We start from the raw sequence: 17767 nt of genomic DNA, 5'->3' as shown, positions 1-17767 counted from the left end.
GTGGCTTGTCGTGTCCCATACAGGAACACCAAGCATGACCGACATTCTACTATCTCCGACCGATTACGCCCTCGTGTGTCCGGAAGATTTCTCATCACGGATGAACGCATATTGGACCTCGCCTCGCCCAGGTGGCCTTGGGCAGCACTCCTCCGCACCACTGAAGCTCCTCTGGAAAATTATGGGAGAGAATTTCAGGGGCGCCATTGAGGAAGCTATCCTCGGTGTTGAATCACCATGGCGCATCTTGCAGCCGCCCACCGGCAGCGGAAAGACCCAAGGGACCTGCGTGTATGCGGCTATGCAGGCCCAAAAGAATCTCGAGAGCCACCTCAATCCCGTGGGGATGCTCGTGGTCACCCGGCTGATTGAGGAAGCCGACAAGATCAGGGACACCATCAACGCTATTGCTGGGCGTTCTGTGGCCGTTGTGAACCACTCCCGCAACGCAGCCAGCCTTCAGGCGCTGCAAACGAGTGACGTTGTGGTGATCACACATTCAGCATTCCTCAATGCCAAAAGGAGCCTCAAGGACGATAACTGGGCCGCCTGGGAACGACTGGTGTCGTGGCGGGGCGGGAAGCGCCTTCTGACGGTGATTGATGAGGCCTTGGCTAACGTAGTCGACGAGAGCAGCGCGACGGCGGACAACTTGGCTTTCGTGCTAGGCATCATTCCGCAAACTGTGCGTCAGGCCCTTCCCAGGCAGGTGCAGGTGCTCGAGCAGGTCTATCATGTTCTGCTCGCTTATGTATCCGAGCAAGACGGTGACAGCGCCATGTCGATGATTTGGGGAGAGAAGGAGGCCCCTGGCGCCGTAGACTTCTCACCGCTCTGCGCCGCCATGAGCGAGGTGCGTTATGACCGCCTGGTGGGTAACCGTAGCAGCCACAAGAACCACGCCTGGATGGCCGCGCGCGTAGCCGAGACGTTGGAAGCCGTTCAGTCGTGCCTCGATCAGTTCGCCTATTACGCCAAGGAGGGGAAGTATCACTCAATCAACTCAGCGGCCCTGGCGGTGCCATTGAACACCCCTGGCCCCGTGGTGCTCGATGCGACCGCCAAGAGCAACTTCCTGTGGGACCTGTTCGAGGAGCGGCACGTGTGCCCTCCGGTGCCGAGCCACGCGCGTGACTACAGCAACGTGGCACTTCACGTCGCTCGTGGCACCCGGCTTGGTAAGAACGCCATGATCGAGCACGTCAAGGAACGGCTCCCACGGATCCGCCGCGCCATGGAGGAGGCATTGGGTGACGAGCGGTCGCTCTTCGTTTGCGCTCACAAGGACGTAGAAGATGTCATCGCGAAGCGGTGGGTCGAGAAGTCGGCGATGAAGGTGGCAGTTGGTCATTGGAACGCGGTCGATGGGAGAAACGATTGGCAAGATTTCGATGCTGCTTTGATCCTTGGGCTCCCCTACCGTCCCCAAACCTGGGCCACCAACATGTTCTGCGCGCTGCAAGGTTCTCAGGACGACAAGTGGCTCCAGTCCCCCGAGTGGAAGCAGTTCAAGAACGTGCGCAAGGAGATGGAGCAGCGGCAAATGTCGGTGTCCGTGATCCAGGCCATCAACCGCATCTGCTGTAGGCATGTCATCGACGCCGAGGGCAACTGCCCGCCTGCTGATATTTTCATCGTGCTCCCGCAGGACGCCATGGGGGAATCCGTGCTGGATGCCATCAAAGCGGACATGCCCGGTGTCGCTGTGCGCCAGTGGGACTTTGAGCTCGATCCGCCGAAGGCAAGGAAGCCGCGGGAAAGCTCTCACACCCGCCTCATCGCTTACATGGAAGGGCAGTCGGCCGGAACTGTGTCTCTCACGGAGATTCAGCACGCCCTGAAGCTCACCAGCCTCAAGAAGCTACGCGAGACCCTCAACGCGGCCGGCCATCCCACCACGCAGGCGCTCGCTGAAATAGGCGTCACTTATGTCCCTGGTGTCGGGCGAGGCTCTAAGAGCTTCCTGATGAAGGCGGCTTAGGCCATCAGAGCCGAGGCAGGACAACGGCAGAGCGATTCTCTTACTGTTTATCGCGCAAGCCGTGAACTTCTTGCTATTATGTAAAAGGAGCAATCTCGCTCAATTGGGAGAGCCCCGTTCATGAAAATTCCGACCGCATCAGACGGAACTTCGTTCCACCCAGTCACCTGCCGACGCGCTGGCGGATACTGGGTAGGTCCGAAGGGTCGGGAGCTTAAGTTCACTAGTTACCGAGATGCCCTGGCCGCCCTCAACCTGATGGCCGAGCCACATTGGCGCCGCCCGAACTCGAAAGGAAACTGGGGCATCGTCGCGGCGGTTTCTTGGACCTAGCGCCTTCGTCCCAACCCTAACGATACAGACCGGCCGCACCAAAGGTTTCCGTCAGGACCCCTCGGGTGCGGCCTTCTCTTCCTGAAACGCAGCACATTGTCCGCTTAGAGGTGAACAGCGGTCTACGCGCGGACCCGCTGGAATGATCGCGATGGGCCAGAAGCGGGCTTGCTCGACTTACCCGAACGCGAAAGACCGGGGCTCTTAATCTTTCGCTACCTTGATTTCCCGGACTGTCATCTCGGCAAGAGCGACGGCATCGGTAACGCCGCGCATGTGAATTTCGATCATCCTCTTGGCAACGAGATCACAGAGCGGATCGCTTCGACCAACCAGGTCGAGCTTGCGCAGGGCGTGGTTGAAGGCCAATTCAAGAACGTGTTCTTGTTCGCGGGTGAGATCGATGTTCGCAATCAGCCGTGAAATCGGCATGACGGTTGCTCCCTGTTTGAGCAGGCGGGAGCACAATTGGTCTCTCAGTCACCGATAGAAGCCACGAACCGGACGATGATGGAACGATGCTGTTCCTCAGCGGCTTGGCAGTCAATCCTCCGAGAGTGCCAAAAAGCGCGATGAGGGGCCCTTTCAACGTCCTGTCTCAGTCGGTTTGCCGCTTTGGGCCTCAAGGTAGTCGGCGCGTTGCCGGTACTCCTCCGCGATTTCGAGCAAGGCCGCCCTTGCGCGCTCGTCCGCAGACAGAGCTGCTTGATGGCGGGCGTCCCGTTCGAGGCGTCGGAGTTCTCGTTCCATGGGAAAGGACTACCCGGCCGACACGGCCGCCACATTAAACTGTGCAAATGCAGACGCATTGTCCACTTACTCAAGAGATTGAAGTCGCCTTCGGGTCACAAGAAGACCTGTCGGTCTTCTCGGTCCACGTCCGCTTCTCCCAGACCAGCCGCCAAGGCTAGATTCTGCAAAGACCGAAAGGGCCTCCGCGTCATTGGTTTCCCTTGGGCCCCTGCGCGCGCCTCACAGGACCGACGTTCTCACGCGCGAGACGTCCAAACCGGGATAGGAAATGTCGTCGACCGCTCGCTTTAGGACCTTAGCACCCCATCGCTGCAACATCGCCTTGGCGCCGTAGGTGCGGCCTACGGATTTCCCGCTGCTCCGGCCCGTCAGAGCGTCGCGCAGTTCTTCGTCGGGCGTAGTACGGCGGAGCGCGTCCTGAAAGCCATGCCTAAAGCTGTGATAGACCTTGTTGCGGTCGTGGATTCCAACATGCGTGCGCAGATAACGACCCCACCATTTTGACCAAGCACTGAGGGCACCCTTCTGGTCCGGAGCAACAGTGGGAAAGAGCCACGCCTTGTCGCCTACCTGACGCCGTGCCTCCACGTACTTCAGGAATCCTAGCGCTACGAGCTGCGGATGGACAGGCACAACGCGCTCGGACGTCTTGGTCTTGAGCCGCCGTCCCGCCTTCGGGTCGCGAGAGAACCACATCAGCGGAATGCCTGTTTCCTCATCCGTGCGAATGTCAGACACGCGAAGACCGGCGTATTCGGCCTGACGGGCACCTGCGAACAGTGCAAGCAGGGGCAACCACACACCCGCCTCCCCCTTAGCTCCCGCGGGCAGCTTTTGCTGGGTAAAGAGCGGAGCGTCGAAGATGGTCTGGAGGTCGCGAGCGTCGAAGGGCTCGCGCTCCGACTGTTCCTCTTCAAGACGCATCTCGGCGAACGGGTCCGCCCATGGCACATCATCAGGCACTAGGCCGTGGTGGTGGCCCCAACCTGCTATGGCTTGCAAGGCGCCCAGTTGCTTGTTCACGGTCCCTGGGGACACCTTCGGGACCGTTGGGTGCGCGCTGCCGTAGTCGCGCAGCTCCGGAAGAGATGCCTTCAGGAGCGCGCCTCTGCGCGATTTCGGCACCAACTGCAACGCCTCACGAAATGTGCGGGCGTGTGATCGCCTCATTTTCAATACGGGAAGATCACCGTGCAGTTGGATGAACATCTCCACAGCCCGACCGTACTCATGCACGGTGCCCTCAGGCCTATCGCGCTCTTTCTTCCAACCTTCGAAGGCTTCGCGTAGCGTGCCTCCCTGTTCGCCTGAAGGAGCCTCAGGGGACGCATAGGCAGACGCGGGCGTCTCAACCGGTTCTCCCGCATTGCGCCTCTCAATGTCCCTGAGGGCGCGGACGTGTGCGGCTAGCACCGCCATTCCCAGCTTTCGGTATGAAGCACTTTTGCGGTCGAGGTTGAGTTGAAACTCGTCCAGCAGCTGATCCAGTTCCTCTCCGATGACGCTGACGTCACCTCGAGCCAACGCTGGAGCGCTGACCGCCAAATCGAACTCCAGCGTATCCGTCCTCTTGTAAATCTCGCGGTCAGAGAGCCCGAACTCGGGCACTGAACCAACCTTGAACGGCGTGCTGTACGGAATACCGGCATCGCTGAGCTGCTTCGCGATATTCTGAAACAGGGGCTCTGACCCAGTGCCCTCGCTGCGCTCCTCCTCATCATGGGCCAACAATGCAGCGTAATGCATCTCGGCCATACGCCTAATTTGAGCATCGGTGAGCGACTCTATGACGGGCCGCTCCTTCAGCAGCGCCTCGGCATTCGCCAGGGTCCGATTGAAGTCTGCCAGCACATGAGTGGCAGCAACGTTCGCCTCCTTCAGCACCTTGGTGCCGAGGGACTTCTTGAGAAAGACCTGCTTGGATTTCCCGGAATTGAGAACGCGCGCAACGGCTTCTTGGAGGCGTTCTGGCACCTTCCTTTGGACGTAGTAAGTCCCGTATCTATCTTGGATCAGTCCCGGCATTGCGCGCATCAAAAGCTACGTGTCCCTGCTACCACCTGACAGCAGACAAAGCCATGATTTGCGTGATGTTTTTGAAATCTCAGCGCTTCTAGAGCCGCTGGCGCTCCCTAGGGGAATCGAACCCCTGTTTCAGCCTTGAGAGGGCCGCGTCCTAACCGCTAGACGAAGGGAGCGTGAGGGCTAGCCAATAACCTCGAAACTTGTCCGCCGCAAGGACCCCGACGTGCCTTTTACGGCTCGTTGGCAAATTTCAGCCTTCCGGCCGGCTTGAGGGTGTGGGCGTGGAAGGTGCGGATCTCGGTGGCGCCGCCGACGTCGAGCGTGATAACCAGCTGGTCGCCGGCGACGCCGGTCGAGACAATCCTGGCGCCCTTCGGCAGGGTGGCGATGACGTCGCCCACCGGTTCGGGCGCCCTTCCCTCCGACTTGAAAAGGCGGTAGCCCACCGCGATCAGCACGGCGCAGATCGCCAGCGCCGTGGTCAACCCCGCGATCAGCATCATCCGCCGCACCCGCGCGAACAGCGCGGCCTGCTCGGGGGTCGGTTCGGGAACAGCGGTATCAGACGTCGTCATGGAAAGCTCTGGGTCTGCGCAAAGGTTGGAGGTGGTGGTCGCCGGCGACGAGGGCTCGTCCCGCCTCGACCGCGTGCTGGCGGCGCGCCGGCCGGAGCTATCGCGATCGAGGCTGAAAGCCCTGATCCTGGCGGGCGCAGTGCACCTGAAGGCCTCCGCGGTCCGCGACCCCGCTTATCACGTCAGTCCCGGTGATACGATCATAATCGACGTGCCGGAGGCGGCGCCGGCCGAGCCCATGGGGGAGGATATCGCCCTCGATATCGTGTTCGAGGACGACGACATCGTCGTCATCAACAAGCCGAAGGGGCTGGTGGTCCACCCCGCGGCCGGCCACGAGACCGGCACGCTGGTCAACGCGCTGATCGCCCATTGCGGCGCCTCGCTGTCCGGCATTGGCGGGGTGCGCCGGCCCGGCATCGTGCACCGGCTCGACAAGGACACGACAGGGCTGATGGTGGTCGCCAAGAACGACCTCGCGCATGCCTCGCTGTCAGCCCAATTCGCCGACCACGGCCGCACCGGCGCGATGCGCCGCGGCTACATGGCCTTTGCCTGGGGGGTGCCGAACCGGCATCGCGGCACGGTCGATGCGCCGATCGACCGCCATCCGCATGCGCGCGAGAAGATGGCGGTGCGCCAGGGCGGCCGCGAGGCGGTGACGCATTGGGAGATCCTGGAGAGCTTCGCCGGGCGCGACGGAAAGCCGGTCGCCGTCCTGCTCGCCTGCGAGCTCGAGACCGGCCGCACCCATCAGATCCGCGTCCACCTCGCCCATATCGGCCAACCCCTGATGGGCGATGCCGTCTATGGCCCGCATTTCAAGACCAAGGCCAACCAGCTGGCGCCTCAGTCGCAGGCCGCTTTGGCGGCGCTGGGGCGGCAGGCCCTACATGCTTACCTGCTGGTGTTGGAGCACCCGAGGACAGGAGAATTACTCCACTGGGAAGCGCCTTTGCCGGAGGATTTGCTTCTCCTCGAACGCGCCCTCAAAGCGGCGCTATGACGCAGGCCGCTTCAGAAAGTCTTTACATTACAAAAAGTTATAGCTGCCACACGGGGACGTGACGTCAGCAATCCTTCCCTTTTCGGCCCCCGATAGGGTATATTGCGTCTGCGTTGAAATGACCAACGCGGAACATCGCAGCTACGGCCGGCTTTAACACAGCGGTCGTCTGCCTGGCCCGCCGCTATCGGGGGCCTGAACCTTTTGGAGGGCGCACTATGGCCCGTACCGCTGCTTTGCCGGTCCTCAATGGAGAATCCGGCCTTTCTCGCTACCTCGCCGAGATCCGCAAGTTTCCGATGCTGGAACCCCAGCAGGAATATATGCTCGCCAAGCGTTGGCGCGAGCATGACGATCGCGACGCGGCGCACCAACTCGTCACCAGCCATCTCCGGCTCGTGGCCAAGATCGCCATGGGCTATCGCGGCTACGGCCTGCCGATCTCCGAGGTCGTCTCGGAAGGCAATGTCGGCCTGATGCAGGCGGTGAAGCGTTTCGAACCCGAGAAGGGGTTCCGTCTCGCCACCTACGCCATGTGGTGGATCAAGGCGTCGATTCAAGAGTACATCCTGCGTTCCTGGTCGCTCGTGAAGATGGGCACCACCGCGAACCAGAAGAAGCTGTTCTTCAACCTGCGCAAGGCGAAGAGCAAGATCAACGCGCTGGACGAAGGCGATCTCCGCCCCGACCAGGTGAAGATGATTGCCAAGCGCCTCGGCGTCACTGATCAGGACGTGATCGACATGAACCGCCGCCTCGGCGGCGACGCGTCGCTGAACGCTCCGATCCGCGATGACGGCGAAGCCGGCGAATGGCAGGACTGGCTGGTCGACAACACGCCTAACCAGGAAGCCATGATGGCGGAGCACGAGGAGTATGATCACCGCCGTGATGCGCTGAACGGCGCCATGGGCGTGCTCAACCCGCGCGAACGCCGCATCTTCGAGGCGCGCCGCCTCGCCGATGAGCCGATGACGCTGGAAGACCTTGCCGCCGAGTTCGGCGTGTCGCGCGAGCGCGTCCGCCAGATCGAGGTCCGCGCCTTCGAGAAGGTGCAGTCCGCGGTCAAGGGCACGATCGCGAGGGCCGAACAGGCCGCGCTGGAAGCCGCGCACTAAGCGGCAGTTCAGCAGAAGAGATTGGCGGATAGAAAGAGAGAAAAAGCCGGCGGCAACGCCGGCTTTTTTGTTTGCGTGACACGGTTCGGCGGACGGCGCTCCGCTGTCATTCCGGGGCACGCGCGCGAGCTATGGTGCGCAATTGCGCACCTGAGAATCCATCAGGCCGCAGAGTTGGTGGACGAATGGATCCGGGCTCGCGACTTCGTCGCGCCCGGAATGACGGAGGAGACTACTCTCCCCACTGCCTTGCCAGCGTCGCGAGCGTGCAGCCTTCGCAATAGCGCGCGTCCTTGTAGTCGATCCAGTTGTGCGCATAGACGCGATCAAGCGGGATGCCATAGCGCGCGCGCAGCACCTGCACGAGAATCTTCCACGCCGCGACCTGCGCCTCGGTCGGCCCCGTCGTGACATCGGGATAGTTGCCGGCGAACTCGACGCCGATCGAGTTGTCGCGCACCACCTGGCGGTAGGTCGAGCTGTTGTCGATGTACTTGTTGTCGTTGCGGTTGGCGCCATCGCCGTGGGTCGGCACCAGGTTTTCGGCGACGGCCCAATAGACCGTGCCGTCGGTCTCGACCCAGACCGTGACGCCGCGCCGTGTCGGGTTCTTCGCCTGCGCTTGCGCGCCGCCGCGCGCCGAGCCCGCAGGTCCCTCGGTCTGGTGCACGATGATGTTACGCCAGGGCTTGGCGTTGCGGACGTCGCCCCACGGCGCAAGCCAGACGATCTTCAGGCCGGGAATGTCGGGCGTGCCGGAGGCGCGCGCGAGCTTCACGAGCTCGGCGTCGTCAGCGGCGGCGGGACTGATCAGAAGAGCGGCGAGAATGACCGCGAGCAGGCGAAACATCATATGCAAGGCCCAGTGCGATCCAAGCCTAGCAGGCTTTACGCGAATTTCCTCAACGCCTCGATCGTGTCGGGCGAAAGCGGCGGGGCGGGATCATAGATCGCGAAATCGTTCTTGCCGTTCTTCTTGGCGGCATAGAGGGCATGGTCGGCGTTGGCCATCAGGCGATCCGGGAACTCCCCGACATCGCGGTCCCACTGCGCAACCCCGATCGAGATCGCGATCGGAATGTCGCTGCCGGTGCAGGTGGCGGCATCCTGACGGCAGACCTCGATCACGCGGCGGGCGATCGCGGAGGCCTCGCGCAAGGACGAGGACGGCAGCACGACGCAGAACTCGTCGCCGCCGGTGCGGGCGAGCATGTCGCCGGGCCGGAGGCGCGTCTGCGCCATCAGGGTGAAGTGCTTCAGGCAGGCATCGCCGGCGGCATGACCATGGGTGTCGTTGACGGTCTTGAATCCGTCGAGATCGATCAGCAGCAGCGAGAACGGCGCGCCGCTGCGCGTCGAGCGGGCGCATTCCTCGGTCAGGCGCTGCAGCAGATGCCGCCGGTTGGCGACGCCGGTGAGATCGTCGAGCAGCGCAAGGTCAGCAACCTCATTGCGCAGCCGCTCGATCGCCATGAGCAGACAGGCGAAATTCCAGCCCATGGCCAGGAACACCAGGAGCAGGATCATCACGGCCTGCAGGCCGTTGAAATTGATCGCGGTGATGGCGCCGCCATAGCCGAGCAGCGCCGCGCCGGAGCGGACGACGTGAATGGACAGGAGCAGAAAGCCCACGATCGCAGCGAGGCGCGCCCCCGGGTTCTCCCGGCCGTTCTGCTGGCCGAGCAGCAGCAGCGGCAGCATCAGCGCAATTGGGGTCGATTGTGCCAGCGAGTAGATCACGACCCGCATCGGCATGTTGTCGGTGACGACCAGGAAGAAGGCGAGACCGGCGCTGGCTAGGACCGAGTTGGCGATCGCCGCTGGCCAGGACACCGGGCGGTGATAGAACCGGGCGACGCCCATGCAGGCGAGCCACGACGAAAAGATCATCAGGCCGCCGCCACCGATCAGCGGAAAGCGCGGATCCATGACGTCACGCAGCATCGAGATGGCCGCGCCTGCTGCAGCCAGCACCGCCGCCGCCGTCCAGTACCGCGCCGCCTCGAATTTGGGATAGGCGCGCGCCACATAGGCCCAGACCAGGCCCAGCGCCAGGAAATTGATGACGATGACGGTCCAGAGTGTCGGCACGCTCAGCATGGCGACTGCGGGACGCGCATGGTCCCGCCCTCTTCGTTTGGCAACTGCCCGTACATACCCGCCCCCGTGTTCTTGCGGGCGATCATGTGCGCGGCGCGCTTAATGGAGTCTCACCGCAATCGCGCAAAGCCGGGCGTTGGTTTTGGATTGATGAATCCGCGAACGGATTGCGGCATCGTTAATCAAACCTTGCTGCGGAGAGCGGGCGGCGACGCAGCGGATTCGGGGCCAAAGATCACGCAAGACGCATCTGAGCTGTGGATAACGCAATGACGGAGATATGACGGCGCGGGGCAGCCGGCTCCGAATCTGCTGAGTTTGTATCGAGGATGTTGCGAGGCTGGCCCTCCGCCGAGCATCCCTCGTGTCGCGTTCCACCATTAACCCCTAAGAGGATACTATGGCTAAGAAAGCGAAGAAGGCGGTGAAGAAGAAGGCGAAAAAGGCCAAGAAGGCGAAGAAGAAGTAACGAGGCTTCTGTTTCTTTGCCCGGGTGGAGTCTCGCTCCGCCCGGGCGTCGGGTAGAGTCGGGCAGGTTGGAAGGTGGCGGGCGCAAGGCCCGCTTTTTTATTGGGTGAGTGTTCGAGGCGCGTTGCCTGGGACAAGCCGTGGCATGACGACCTTTCGAGAGGTGAAGAGAAGACTCTACCGCTCCGCAAACGCAAGCTTGGCGCCGAGCGCGGCGAAGCCGGCCGCAAAGCTGCGGCGCAGCCAGGCCATGACGCGGGGACGGGAGATGACGCGCTCGCGCACGGAGGCAGCGCAGAGTCCATAGAGGACGAACACCGCAAAGGTCATCGCCATGAAGGCGCCGCTCAGCTCCAGCATGCGAGCCAGGACATGGGCCTCGTCCGCCGCGATGAACTGCGGCAGGAAGGCGAGGAAGAAGATCGACAGCTTTGGATTGAGGATATTGATCAGGAAGCCGGTGACGATGACGCGGCCGCTCGACCGCTCCTTGATCTCGCCGCCAACCGCGAGCGCCCCCGTCTCACGCAGCGCCTGCCAGGACATATAGAGAAGATAGGCGACGCCGCACCATTTCAGCACGGCGAAGGCGAGTGCGCTGGTGTGGAGCACGGCGGCAAGGCCGAGCATCGCCGCCACCATGTGCGGCACGATGCCGAGCGTGCAGCCGAAGGCGGCCGCTATACTCGCGCGCGAGCCGCGGGTCAGCGCCGCCGCGAGCGTGTAGAGCACGCCGGTGCCAGGCGATGCGACGACGATGAGCGAGGTGAGCAGGAAGGACAAGGTCATGGACCGACCTTATCACCGCGGCTCGCGGCGAGAAAGCGCGCCCGCGGGGCTGCCGTCAGGACAGCTGAGCGAGCTCGGCCTCGCGCAGCACGTCGAGCGGCGCCCAGGGTTTGGCCCAGAACTTGGCGCCATCGGGCAAGGGCTGCTTCAAGGGGCGGCCGGAGGTGACGACGACGTCGAGGTTCGGATTGCGGTGCTTGGCGACGTGCGCGAGCTCGACACCGTTCATGCGGCCTGCAAGCTGGACGTCGGTCAGCATCAGACAGAGCGCGCCTGCGCTCTTGTCGAGGACGCGCTCGGCGGCCTCCGCGCTTTCGCACTGGATGACCTGGTAGCCGCTCTCTTCCAGGAGAACGCAAAGCATCTCCCGCTGCATGACGTCGTCTTCAACGATCAGCGCTGTCGCGCGAAACGGCTTTGCTTGTCCCATCGGCGGCTCCCAATGCATGCCTCCATAACGCATGTTAAAAACCGAGGCCGGCAACGGTTCGGTTTCATTTCAAAAAAAAGTAATTCATAGTTCCACGTTCGGGGACTTGACGGGGGAATTCATGACGAAGATTCGGGGCGCCGCCGCCATCACGGGAGCCGCGAGCGGCATCGGCCGGGCGCTGGCGGTTGAGCTGGCGCAGCGCGGCTGCGATCTCGCGCTGGCCGACCGCGACGAGGCCGGATTGAAGATGGTCGCGGCGGAGATCGGAACAACGCGCAGGGTCAGCGTGCATCGCGTCGATGTCGGCGAGCCCGCCGACATCGCGCAGTTCGCAAGCGAAGCAACCACCGCGCATCCCGCCCTCGGCATCGTCATCAACAATGCCGGCGTGGCGCTCATGGGCTCGTTCGAGGAGATCGACCAGGCCCAGATGGACTGGCTGTTCGACATCAATTTCTGGGGCGTGGTGCACGGCACGCGCGCCTTCCTGCCACACCTGAAGACGCTGGCAGAGGCACACATCGTCAACCTCTCCTCGATCTTCGGCATCATCGCGCCGCCGGGGCAATCGGCCTATGCGGCGGCGAAGTTCGCGGTGCGCGGCTTCTCCGAGAGCGTGCGGCACGAGCTGGCGATGGCGGGAAGCCCGGTCAAGCTGTCGGTCGTCCATCCCGGCGGCGTCGCCACCGCGATCGCGCGCAACGCGCGCACCGGGATCGGCGTCACCGACAATGACCGGCGCGCGCAATCGATCGACCGGTTCGAGAACGCAGCGAAGACCACGCCAAAGGATGCCGCGCTGCGCATCATCAGCGGCATCGAGAGGAACGAGCCGCGCATCCTGATCGGCAACGACGCCCGCTTCATGGACCTGTTGCAGCGCTTCCGCCCGGGAACGTACTGGGCGCCGCTGCAGCGGCGACTGGAGAAGATGGCGAAGGGGACGTGAGGAGAGACAATGTCTCTCCACCGTCATTGCGAGCGCAGCGAAGCAACCCAGACTGTCTCGGCAGAAAGACTCTGGATTGCGTCGCTGCGCTCGCAATGACGAGTATGGCTGGCGGCGCGCCGCTCCTCACTGCCCCGCCAGCCGATCGGCGAAATACCCGATCGTCTTGCGATAGACCACCGCCCTGTTCCACTCGCGCATCGCCTCGAAGTTCGGCGTGCCTTCATCATAGGGCTGGCCCATCTTGAAGCCGTTGGTGTGCAGGAGGTTCGCGGTCGAGGCGAGCACGTCGGGGACGCTGTGGCGGAGGTCGACATGGCCGTCGCCGTCGAAATCGACGCCGTACTTGATGTAGGACGACGGCAGGAACTGGGTCTGGCCGATCTCGCCGGCATAGGCGCCGATGAGGTCGCGCAGCGGCAGGTCGCCGCGCTGCACGATCTTGAGCGCGGCGAGCAGCTCGCCCTGGAACAGATTGGTGCGGCGGCAATCATGCGCGAGCGTCGCCAGCGTGCGGATCACCGGCAGCTTGCCGGTGTCGCCCTTGCCGAAATCGCTCTCAAGGCCCCAGATCGCGACCAGGATATAGCGCGGCACGCCGAATTGCTGCTCGACGCGGGAGAGCAGCGCGGCGTGACGCTGGAGCAGCGCGCGGCCGCCATTGATGCGGCCGGGGCCGACACGGGTCGAGACGTACTGCTCGAAGCTCTTCTTGAAGGTGTAGCGCTGGCGCCGGTCGAAGGCGAGCACGGCAGCGTCCTGGGTCACGCCGCCGAGCGCCGCATTGGTCACGCCCGCCGAGACGCCGGCCGCCTGTGCTTCCTGCGCCATGCTGGCGACAAAGCTGTCGAAATCGCCGCCGCAGCGGGCGGCCTGCGCCGACCCGCCGGTCAGACAAACGACGACGGCGGCGGCGAGAAGCGGTCTCAGCATGTGCAGCAGTTCCCCAAATTCCTTGCGCGAAGCAGGCGGCCGATCATGCCCGGGAACGCAGCGAGCGTCAAAGCGGCAGGCTTGATCCGCATCAAACCGTCTCACGCCGTGCTTTCTAGATTGAGGCAAACAGGAGAACCGCACATGACCGGAATCACCTTGACCGCCGAGCAGATCCGCAATGCCCCCGCCCCGGTGCGGCAATGGATCGAGCAGGAGGTGATGGCCACACTCGGGCTGGCGCCACGGACGCCGGAGGCCGCGCCGCCACCACAGGCGGCCCATCTCGTCGCCTGCAGCGTGGAAGACATGGCCGGCGTGCTCGAGCACATCCGCGGCGTGCTTCCTGCGGTGAACGTGCTGTTCGAGCTCGGCCGCCCCGGCATCAGCTTCGGCCGCCCTGCGGTAATGACGTTCCGCCTGATGGACATCCTGCATCACACGCGCCTGCAGGATATCGGGCAGGTGATGACGTGCCTTGAGATGATCAACCAGGCGCTGACCGAGGTGAAGAAGGACCCGTCGGCTCGGTTCTGCGGCTTCGACAATGAGGGGCACTGCCTGATCGCGCCGCAGACGCAGGTGAGCATCGCAACGCTGTGGCAGACCATGATGGAGCGCCAACAGGCCGCGCAGGATTCGGGTAGCCGGGTCGCACCGGCGGCGTGAGGCGGATGATATCGTCGCGCCCCGGAATGACGAGCGGAGAGAGTTGGCGCTAGAATGCCGATGCCTGAGCAACCGTCAGTCACTGCATCAAAGTCGGCGCGAAGCAACCACCCATGTCCAACCATCAGCATCCTCGCCGGCCAACCCCCGCCCTCCTCCGCATCCCGCTGTTCCGCCTGCTCGCCATCAATCTCGCGATCGGCGCCGGCGCCGCCGCGCTGCTGGTCGGCGGCCTGCTCTGGCTCAATCCCGGACATCTGCGCGAGCTGATCTTCGCCGACCGCGCGCCCGGCGTGGCGCTTCTCCTGCTGCTCGCATCCTTTCTCATCACCTTCGGCTCTGCCGCGATGGGCACCGCGATCATGGCGCAGGGGCGCAAGGAGGACACCGACAAGGGCGGCGGGCACGGATCGCGACTCGCCGTGCCGGAATTGACGCAGCGCACACACACGCATTGAGATACGCGTTCGGAGGATGGCACCGGCTTTGCTTTGCAATCACAGGGCACGCCGGCGGGAATACGTGCAGGCCAACGCGTTTTCCTACAGAGCGCCTCGCTCTCGCTGGGTCGCAAGAGCAAGCGAGATGAACAAAATGATTTGGCAGCTCAAAGCATGTCTCTATGCATGACCATGTCGCACATCGGAACAAACGCATATCTGATGCGCTGGCTGCGACATCGGCACCACCACGATTTACCTTGCCATCGCAGCGCGCCTTCTATAGTATTCTATCTTAGGTTGTCGCCCTGCCAGCCCCGGGCGGCGCTGAAGACCAAGATAAACGGCGGGCTTCGGGCCCGCCGTTTATTGGAGACGAAAGTCTTCTCGAAGGGCCGCAGAAGATCTCTGGCTCCTCCTTCCTCCCCACATCAGGTACCTTCACAGCCGCGCCAAGCCCGCCGCGTTCGGACGCGGCGGAGGTCGATCAGCGCCAAAGTCATTTGACTGCGGCGTGGCTATCGACGAAAAGCCGCCATGGCCAAGAAACCCGGTACCAATCTCAAAGGCGAATTCGCCTTCTTCAACGTCGTCTATGAAGACGATTCCCAACGCTCCAACCGCCGCGTGCCCGCTGAACTCCTCGGCGGCCTCGACGGCGACGAACCCGCCCGCAGCTTCATCATGGAGCAGGACCGCGAGATCGCCGAGAAGAGCGGCCGCCCCCCGCTGGAGATCAAGCGGATCGAGCGGGTGGGGGCGAAGAAGAAGTAGGGCGGTTGGACGCGTGATACTCCAAGCTCCAACGCAAACAAAAACGGCGGGCTTTCGGCCCGCCGTTTTTTGTCTGGGGTGGATGCCCGGGTCAGGCCCGGGCATGACAATCCGAATTAATTGTCCAGGAAGCTCCGCAGCTTCCGCGACCGCGACGGATGCTTCAGTTTGCGCAGCGCCTTCGCCTCGATCTGCCTGATGCGTTCGCGCGTCACGCTGAACTGCTGCCCCACCTCTTCCAGCGTGTGGTCGGTGTTCATGCCGATGCCGAAGCGCATGCGCAGGACGCGCTCTTCGCGCGGGGTGAGCGAGGCCAAAACGCGCGTGGTGGTCTCGCGCAGGTTGGACTGGATCGCGGCGTCGATCGGCAGGATCGCGTTCTTGTCCTCGATGAAGTCGCCGAGATGTGAATCCTCCTCGTCACCGACCGGCGTCTCCAGCGACAGCGGCTCCTTGGCGATCTTGAGGACTTTTCGCACTTTCTCCAGCGGCATGCCAAGCTTTTCGGCGAGCTCTTCCGGCGTCGGCTCGCGGCCGATCTCGTTGAGCATCTGGCGGCTCGTGCGCACGATCTTGTTGATCGTCTCGATCATGTGCACGGGGATACGGATGGTGCGGGCCTGGTCCGCGATCGAGCGCGTGATCGCCTGCCGGATCCACCAGGTGGCGTAGGTCGAGAACTTGTAGCCGCGGCGATACTCGAACTTGTCGACCGCCTTCATCAGGCCGATGTTGCCTTCCTGGATCAGGTCGAGGAACTGCAGGCCGCGGTTGGTGTACTTCTTGGCGATCGAGATCACGAGGCGGAGGTTGGCTTCCACCATCTCCTTCTTGGCCTGACGTGCCTCGCGCTCGCCCTTCTGCACGGAGTGCACGATCTTGCGGAACTCGACGATCTCGAGGCCGGTGAGCGCGGCGAGCTGATGCACCTCGTGGCGAAGGTCCTTGATGCGGTCCTTCTCGTGGTGGACGAAATTCTTCCAGCCTTTTGCGGACAGCTTCGAGACGCGGTTGAGCCAGCGCGGGTCCAATTCAGAACCCGTGTAGTTGCGCAGAAAATCCTCGCGCGCGACGCCGTGGCTGTCGGCAAGGCGCATCAGGCGGCCCTCATGCGAGACGAGGCGCTTGTTGATGTCGTAGAGCTGCTCGACGAGGCTGTCGATACGCGCCTGGTTGAGGCGCAGCGACTTCACCTCGACGATGATCTCGTCCTTGAGCTTCTTGTACTTGCGCTCCTGGTGCGGCGAGAGCGACTCGTTCTGGAGCTGGTTCTGGATGTCCTGCTCCTGAAGCTTGCGCAGCTTCTTGTAGCTGTCGGCGATCTTGTCGAAGATCTCGACCACCTTCGGCTTGAGCTCGGCCTCGATCGCCGCGAGCGACATCTGGTTCTCGAACTCGTCGTCGTCCATGTCGGCTTCGGCGGCGGCCTCCCCCGGATCCTTCTCCTCGCCGGCCTCGGCGCCAGCGGCTGCAGGCGCGGCACGGAACGGGGTCGGCGCCGGCGGCGCCGCAGGCGGCGCCACATGCGCGGGCGCAGCGGTGGCGGCGGCCTCGCCGCCCTCGGCCGAAGCTTCACCGGTCTCGCCGCTGGGACCTGCGATCATCGCATTGTTCATTCCGCCCTTGGCGTCCGGGCCGGCATAAGTTGCTTCGAGATCGATGATGTCGCGGAGGAAGATCTTGCCCTCGTTGAGCTCGTCGCGCCAGATGATGATGGCCTGGAAGGTCAGCGGGCTTTCGCACAGCCCTGCGATCATTGCCTCGCGGCCGGCCTCGATGCGCTTGGCGATCGCGATTTCGCCTTCGCGGGAGAGCAGCTCGACCGTGCCCATCTCGCGCAGATACATGCGCACGGGATCGTCGGTGCGTTCGCCCGGCTCGCTTTTCTTGACCTCGGTGACGGCCTTCTGGGTGACCTCGACGAGCTCGTTATCGGTCTCGTCGTCGCCCTCGTCCTTCTCTTCCTCGCCTTCGGTGTCGTCGGCTTCCGTGACGTTGATGCCCATGTCCGAGAGCATCGACATGATGTCCTCGATCTGTTCGGGCGAGGTCTGGTCGGACGGCAAGACTTCGTTGAGCTGATCGAAGGTCACGAAGCCGCGCTTCTTGGCCTGCTTGATCATCTTCTTCACGGCGGCGTCGGACAGGTCGAGCAACGGCGAGGGCGCGTCCTGGGAGTCCTTCTCCGGCGCATCCGCTGCCTTGTCGTCTTTTTCCTTGTCCTTCGCCTGCAGCGTCTTTGCCTTGGTGGCCATCCATTGCTCCTAAACGCGCTTCACGCGAGACGCCCGCAGCGCCTGCCTGAATTCACTTGAACCTGTTGCTCGACGCTCTCGCTTCGGCAGCTCTCGACACGGAAAGGGCGGCGCACAAACCTCTCGCCACCCCCAACTTTCTCTCGCCGGAATTGCCTAACGCTTC

General features: G+C 63.2%; 16 protein-coding genes and 1 tRNA gene. 7 read left to right on the top strand and 10 right to left on the bottom strand.

Going from position 1 to position 17767, the window contains the following annotated elements:
- The first annotated feature begins 34 nt into the window (after window positions 1-34).
- Window positions 35-1981 carry a DEAD/DEAH box helicase family protein gene (locus EHH60_RS16390; RefSeq protein ID WP_124160484.1) on the top strand — a complete coding sequence of 649 codons (1947 nt, stop codon included), beginning with the start codon at window positions 35-37 and terminating at the stop codon, window positions 1979-1981.
- A gap of 537 nt (window positions 1982-2518) precedes the next feature.
- On the opposite strand, the gene EHH60_RS16380 is transcribed toward EHH60_RS16390, so the two are convergent.
- The 4 genes from EHH60_RS16380 to EHH60_RS16365 all read right to left on the bottom strand — a co-directional run bounded on the left by EHH60_RS16380 (window position 2519) and on the right by EHH60_RS16365 (window position 5667).
- Window positions 2519-2746 carry a hypothetical protein gene (locus tag EHH60_RS16380; RefSeq protein WP_124160482.1) on the bottom strand — a complete coding sequence of 76 codons (228 nt, stop codon included), beginning with the start codon at window positions 2744-2746 and terminating at the stop codon, window positions 2519-2521.
- Window positions 2747-3286: 540 nt separating this feature from the next.
- Complete coding sequence (locus tag EHH60_RS16375) at window positions 3287-5092, bottom strand: site-specific integrase (RefSeq protein ID WP_124160481.1); 1806 nt, start codon at window positions 5090-5092, stop codon at window positions 3287-3289.
- Between the two features lie 98 nt (window positions 5093-5190).
- Window positions 5191-5265, bottom strand: a tRNA-Glu gene (locus tag EHH60_RS16370).
- 57 nt (window positions 5266-5322) lie between these two features.
- Complete coding sequence (locus EHH60_RS16365) at window positions 5323-5667, bottom strand: hypothetical protein (RefSeq protein ID WP_124160480.1); 345 nt, start codon at window positions 5665-5667, stop codon at window positions 5323-5325.
- On the opposite strand from EHH60_RS16365, the gene EHH60_RS16360 reads away from it, so the two are divergent.
- Together EHH60_RS16360 and rpoH are read left to right on the top strand one after the other, a co-directional pair.
- The gene (locus tag EHH60_RS16360; RefSeq protein WP_124160479.1) at window positions 5666-6673 is read left to right on the top strand and encodes an RluA family pseudouridine synthase; all 1008 of its coding nucleotides are present in this window, start codon (window positions 5666-5668) and stop codon (window positions 6671-6673) included. The genes EHH60_RS16365 and EHH60_RS16360 overlap by 2 nt on opposite strands.
- A gap of 218 nt (window positions 6674-6891) precedes the next feature.
- On the top strand, window positions 6892-7791 hold the full coding sequence (gene rpoH / locus EHH60_RS16355; RefSeq protein WP_124160478.1) for an RNA polymerase sigma factor RpoH: 900 nt from the start codon (window positions 6892-6894) through the stop codon (window positions 7789-7791).
- A gap of 232 nt (window positions 7792-8023) precedes the next feature.
- Here the strand turns inward: rpoH and EHH60_RS16350 are convergent, their stop codons facing one another.
- The 4 genes from EHH60_RS16350 to EHH60_RS16335 all read right to left on the bottom strand — a co-directional run bounded on the left by EHH60_RS16350 (window position 8024) and on the right by EHH60_RS16335 (window position 11578).
- Window positions 8024-8644, bottom strand: a complete 621-nt coding sequence (locus tag EHH60_RS16350) for a peptidoglycan recognition protein family protein (protein WP_124160595.1) — start codon at window positions 8642-8644, stop codon at window positions 8024-8026.
- Window positions 8645-8679: 35 nt separating this feature from the next.
- Window positions 8680-9891 carry a GGDEF domain-containing protein gene (locus EHH60_RS16345; RefSeq protein ID WP_124160477.1) on the bottom strand — a complete coding sequence of 404 codons (1212 nt, stop codon included), beginning with the start codon at window positions 9889-9891 and terminating at the stop codon, window positions 8680-8682.
- 645 nt (window positions 9892-10536) lie between these two features.
- Window positions 10537-11148, bottom strand: a complete 612-nt coding sequence (locus EHH60_RS16340; protein ID WP_124160476.1) for a LysE family translocator — start codon at window positions 11146-11148, stop codon at window positions 10537-10539.
- A 55-nt stretch (window positions 11149-11203) separates the two neighbouring features.
- Window positions 11204-11578, bottom strand: coding sequence for a response regulator (locus EHH60_RS16335; protein ID WP_124160475.1), 375 nt, complete (start codon window positions 11576-11578; stop codon window positions 11204-11206).
- A 121-nt stretch (window positions 11579-11699) separates the two neighbouring features.
- On the opposite strand from EHH60_RS16335, the gene EHH60_RS16330 reads away from it, so the two are divergent.
- Window positions 11700-12530: an SDR family NAD(P)-dependent oxidoreductase gene (locus EHH60_RS16330; protein ID WP_124160474.1), complete on the top strand. Its 831-nt coding sequence runs from the start codon at window positions 11700-11702 to the stop codon at window positions 12528-12530.
- A 126-nt stretch (window positions 12531-12656) separates the two neighbouring features.
- On the opposite strand, the gene EHH60_RS16325 is transcribed toward EHH60_RS16330, so the two are convergent.
- Complete coding sequence (locus tag EHH60_RS16325) at window positions 12657-13463, bottom strand: lytic murein transglycosylase (RefSeq protein WP_124160473.1); 807 nt, start codon at window positions 13461-13463, stop codon at window positions 12657-12659.
- Window positions 13464-13607: 144 nt separating this feature from the next.
- On the opposite strand from EHH60_RS16325, the gene EHH60_RS16320 reads away from it, so the two are divergent.
- From EHH60_RS16320 to EHH60_RS16310, 3 genes are all read left to right on the top strand, one after another.
- Window positions 13608-14132, top strand: coding sequence for a hypothetical protein (locus EHH60_RS16320; RefSeq protein WP_124160472.1), 525 nt, complete (start codon window positions 13608-13610; stop codon window positions 14130-14132).
- Window positions 14133-14245: 113 nt separating this feature from the next.
- Complete coding sequence (locus tag EHH60_RS16315; RefSeq protein WP_124160471.1) at window positions 14246-14590, top strand: hypothetical protein; 345 nt, start codon at window positions 14246-14248, stop codon at window positions 14588-14590.
- A gap of 519 nt (window positions 14591-15109) precedes the next feature.
- Window positions 15110-15346: a hypothetical protein gene (locus tag EHH60_RS16310; RefSeq protein WP_124160470.1), complete on the top strand. Its 237-nt coding sequence runs from the start codon at window positions 15110-15112 to the stop codon at window positions 15344-15346.
- Between the two features lie 116 nt (window positions 15347-15462).
- On the opposite strand, the gene rpoD is transcribed toward EHH60_RS16310, so the two are convergent.
- A complete protein-coding gene (gene rpoD, locus EHH60_RS16305) occupies window positions 15463-17601 on the bottom strand; it encodes an RNA polymerase sigma factor RpoD (protein WP_124160469.1) in 2139 nt (712 codons plus the stop codon).
- Window positions 17602-17767: the final 166 nt, after the last annotated feature.

The organism is Bradyrhizobium sp. RP6 (assembly GCF_003837805.1).
In the GTDB taxonomy this organism is placed as follows: Bacteria; Pseudomonadota; Alphaproteobacteria; order Rhizobiales; family Xanthobacteraceae; genus Bradyrhizobium.
The sequence above is the reverse complement of the archived record's forward strand: the minus strand, read 5'-3'. Positions and strand labels throughout refer to the sequence as shown.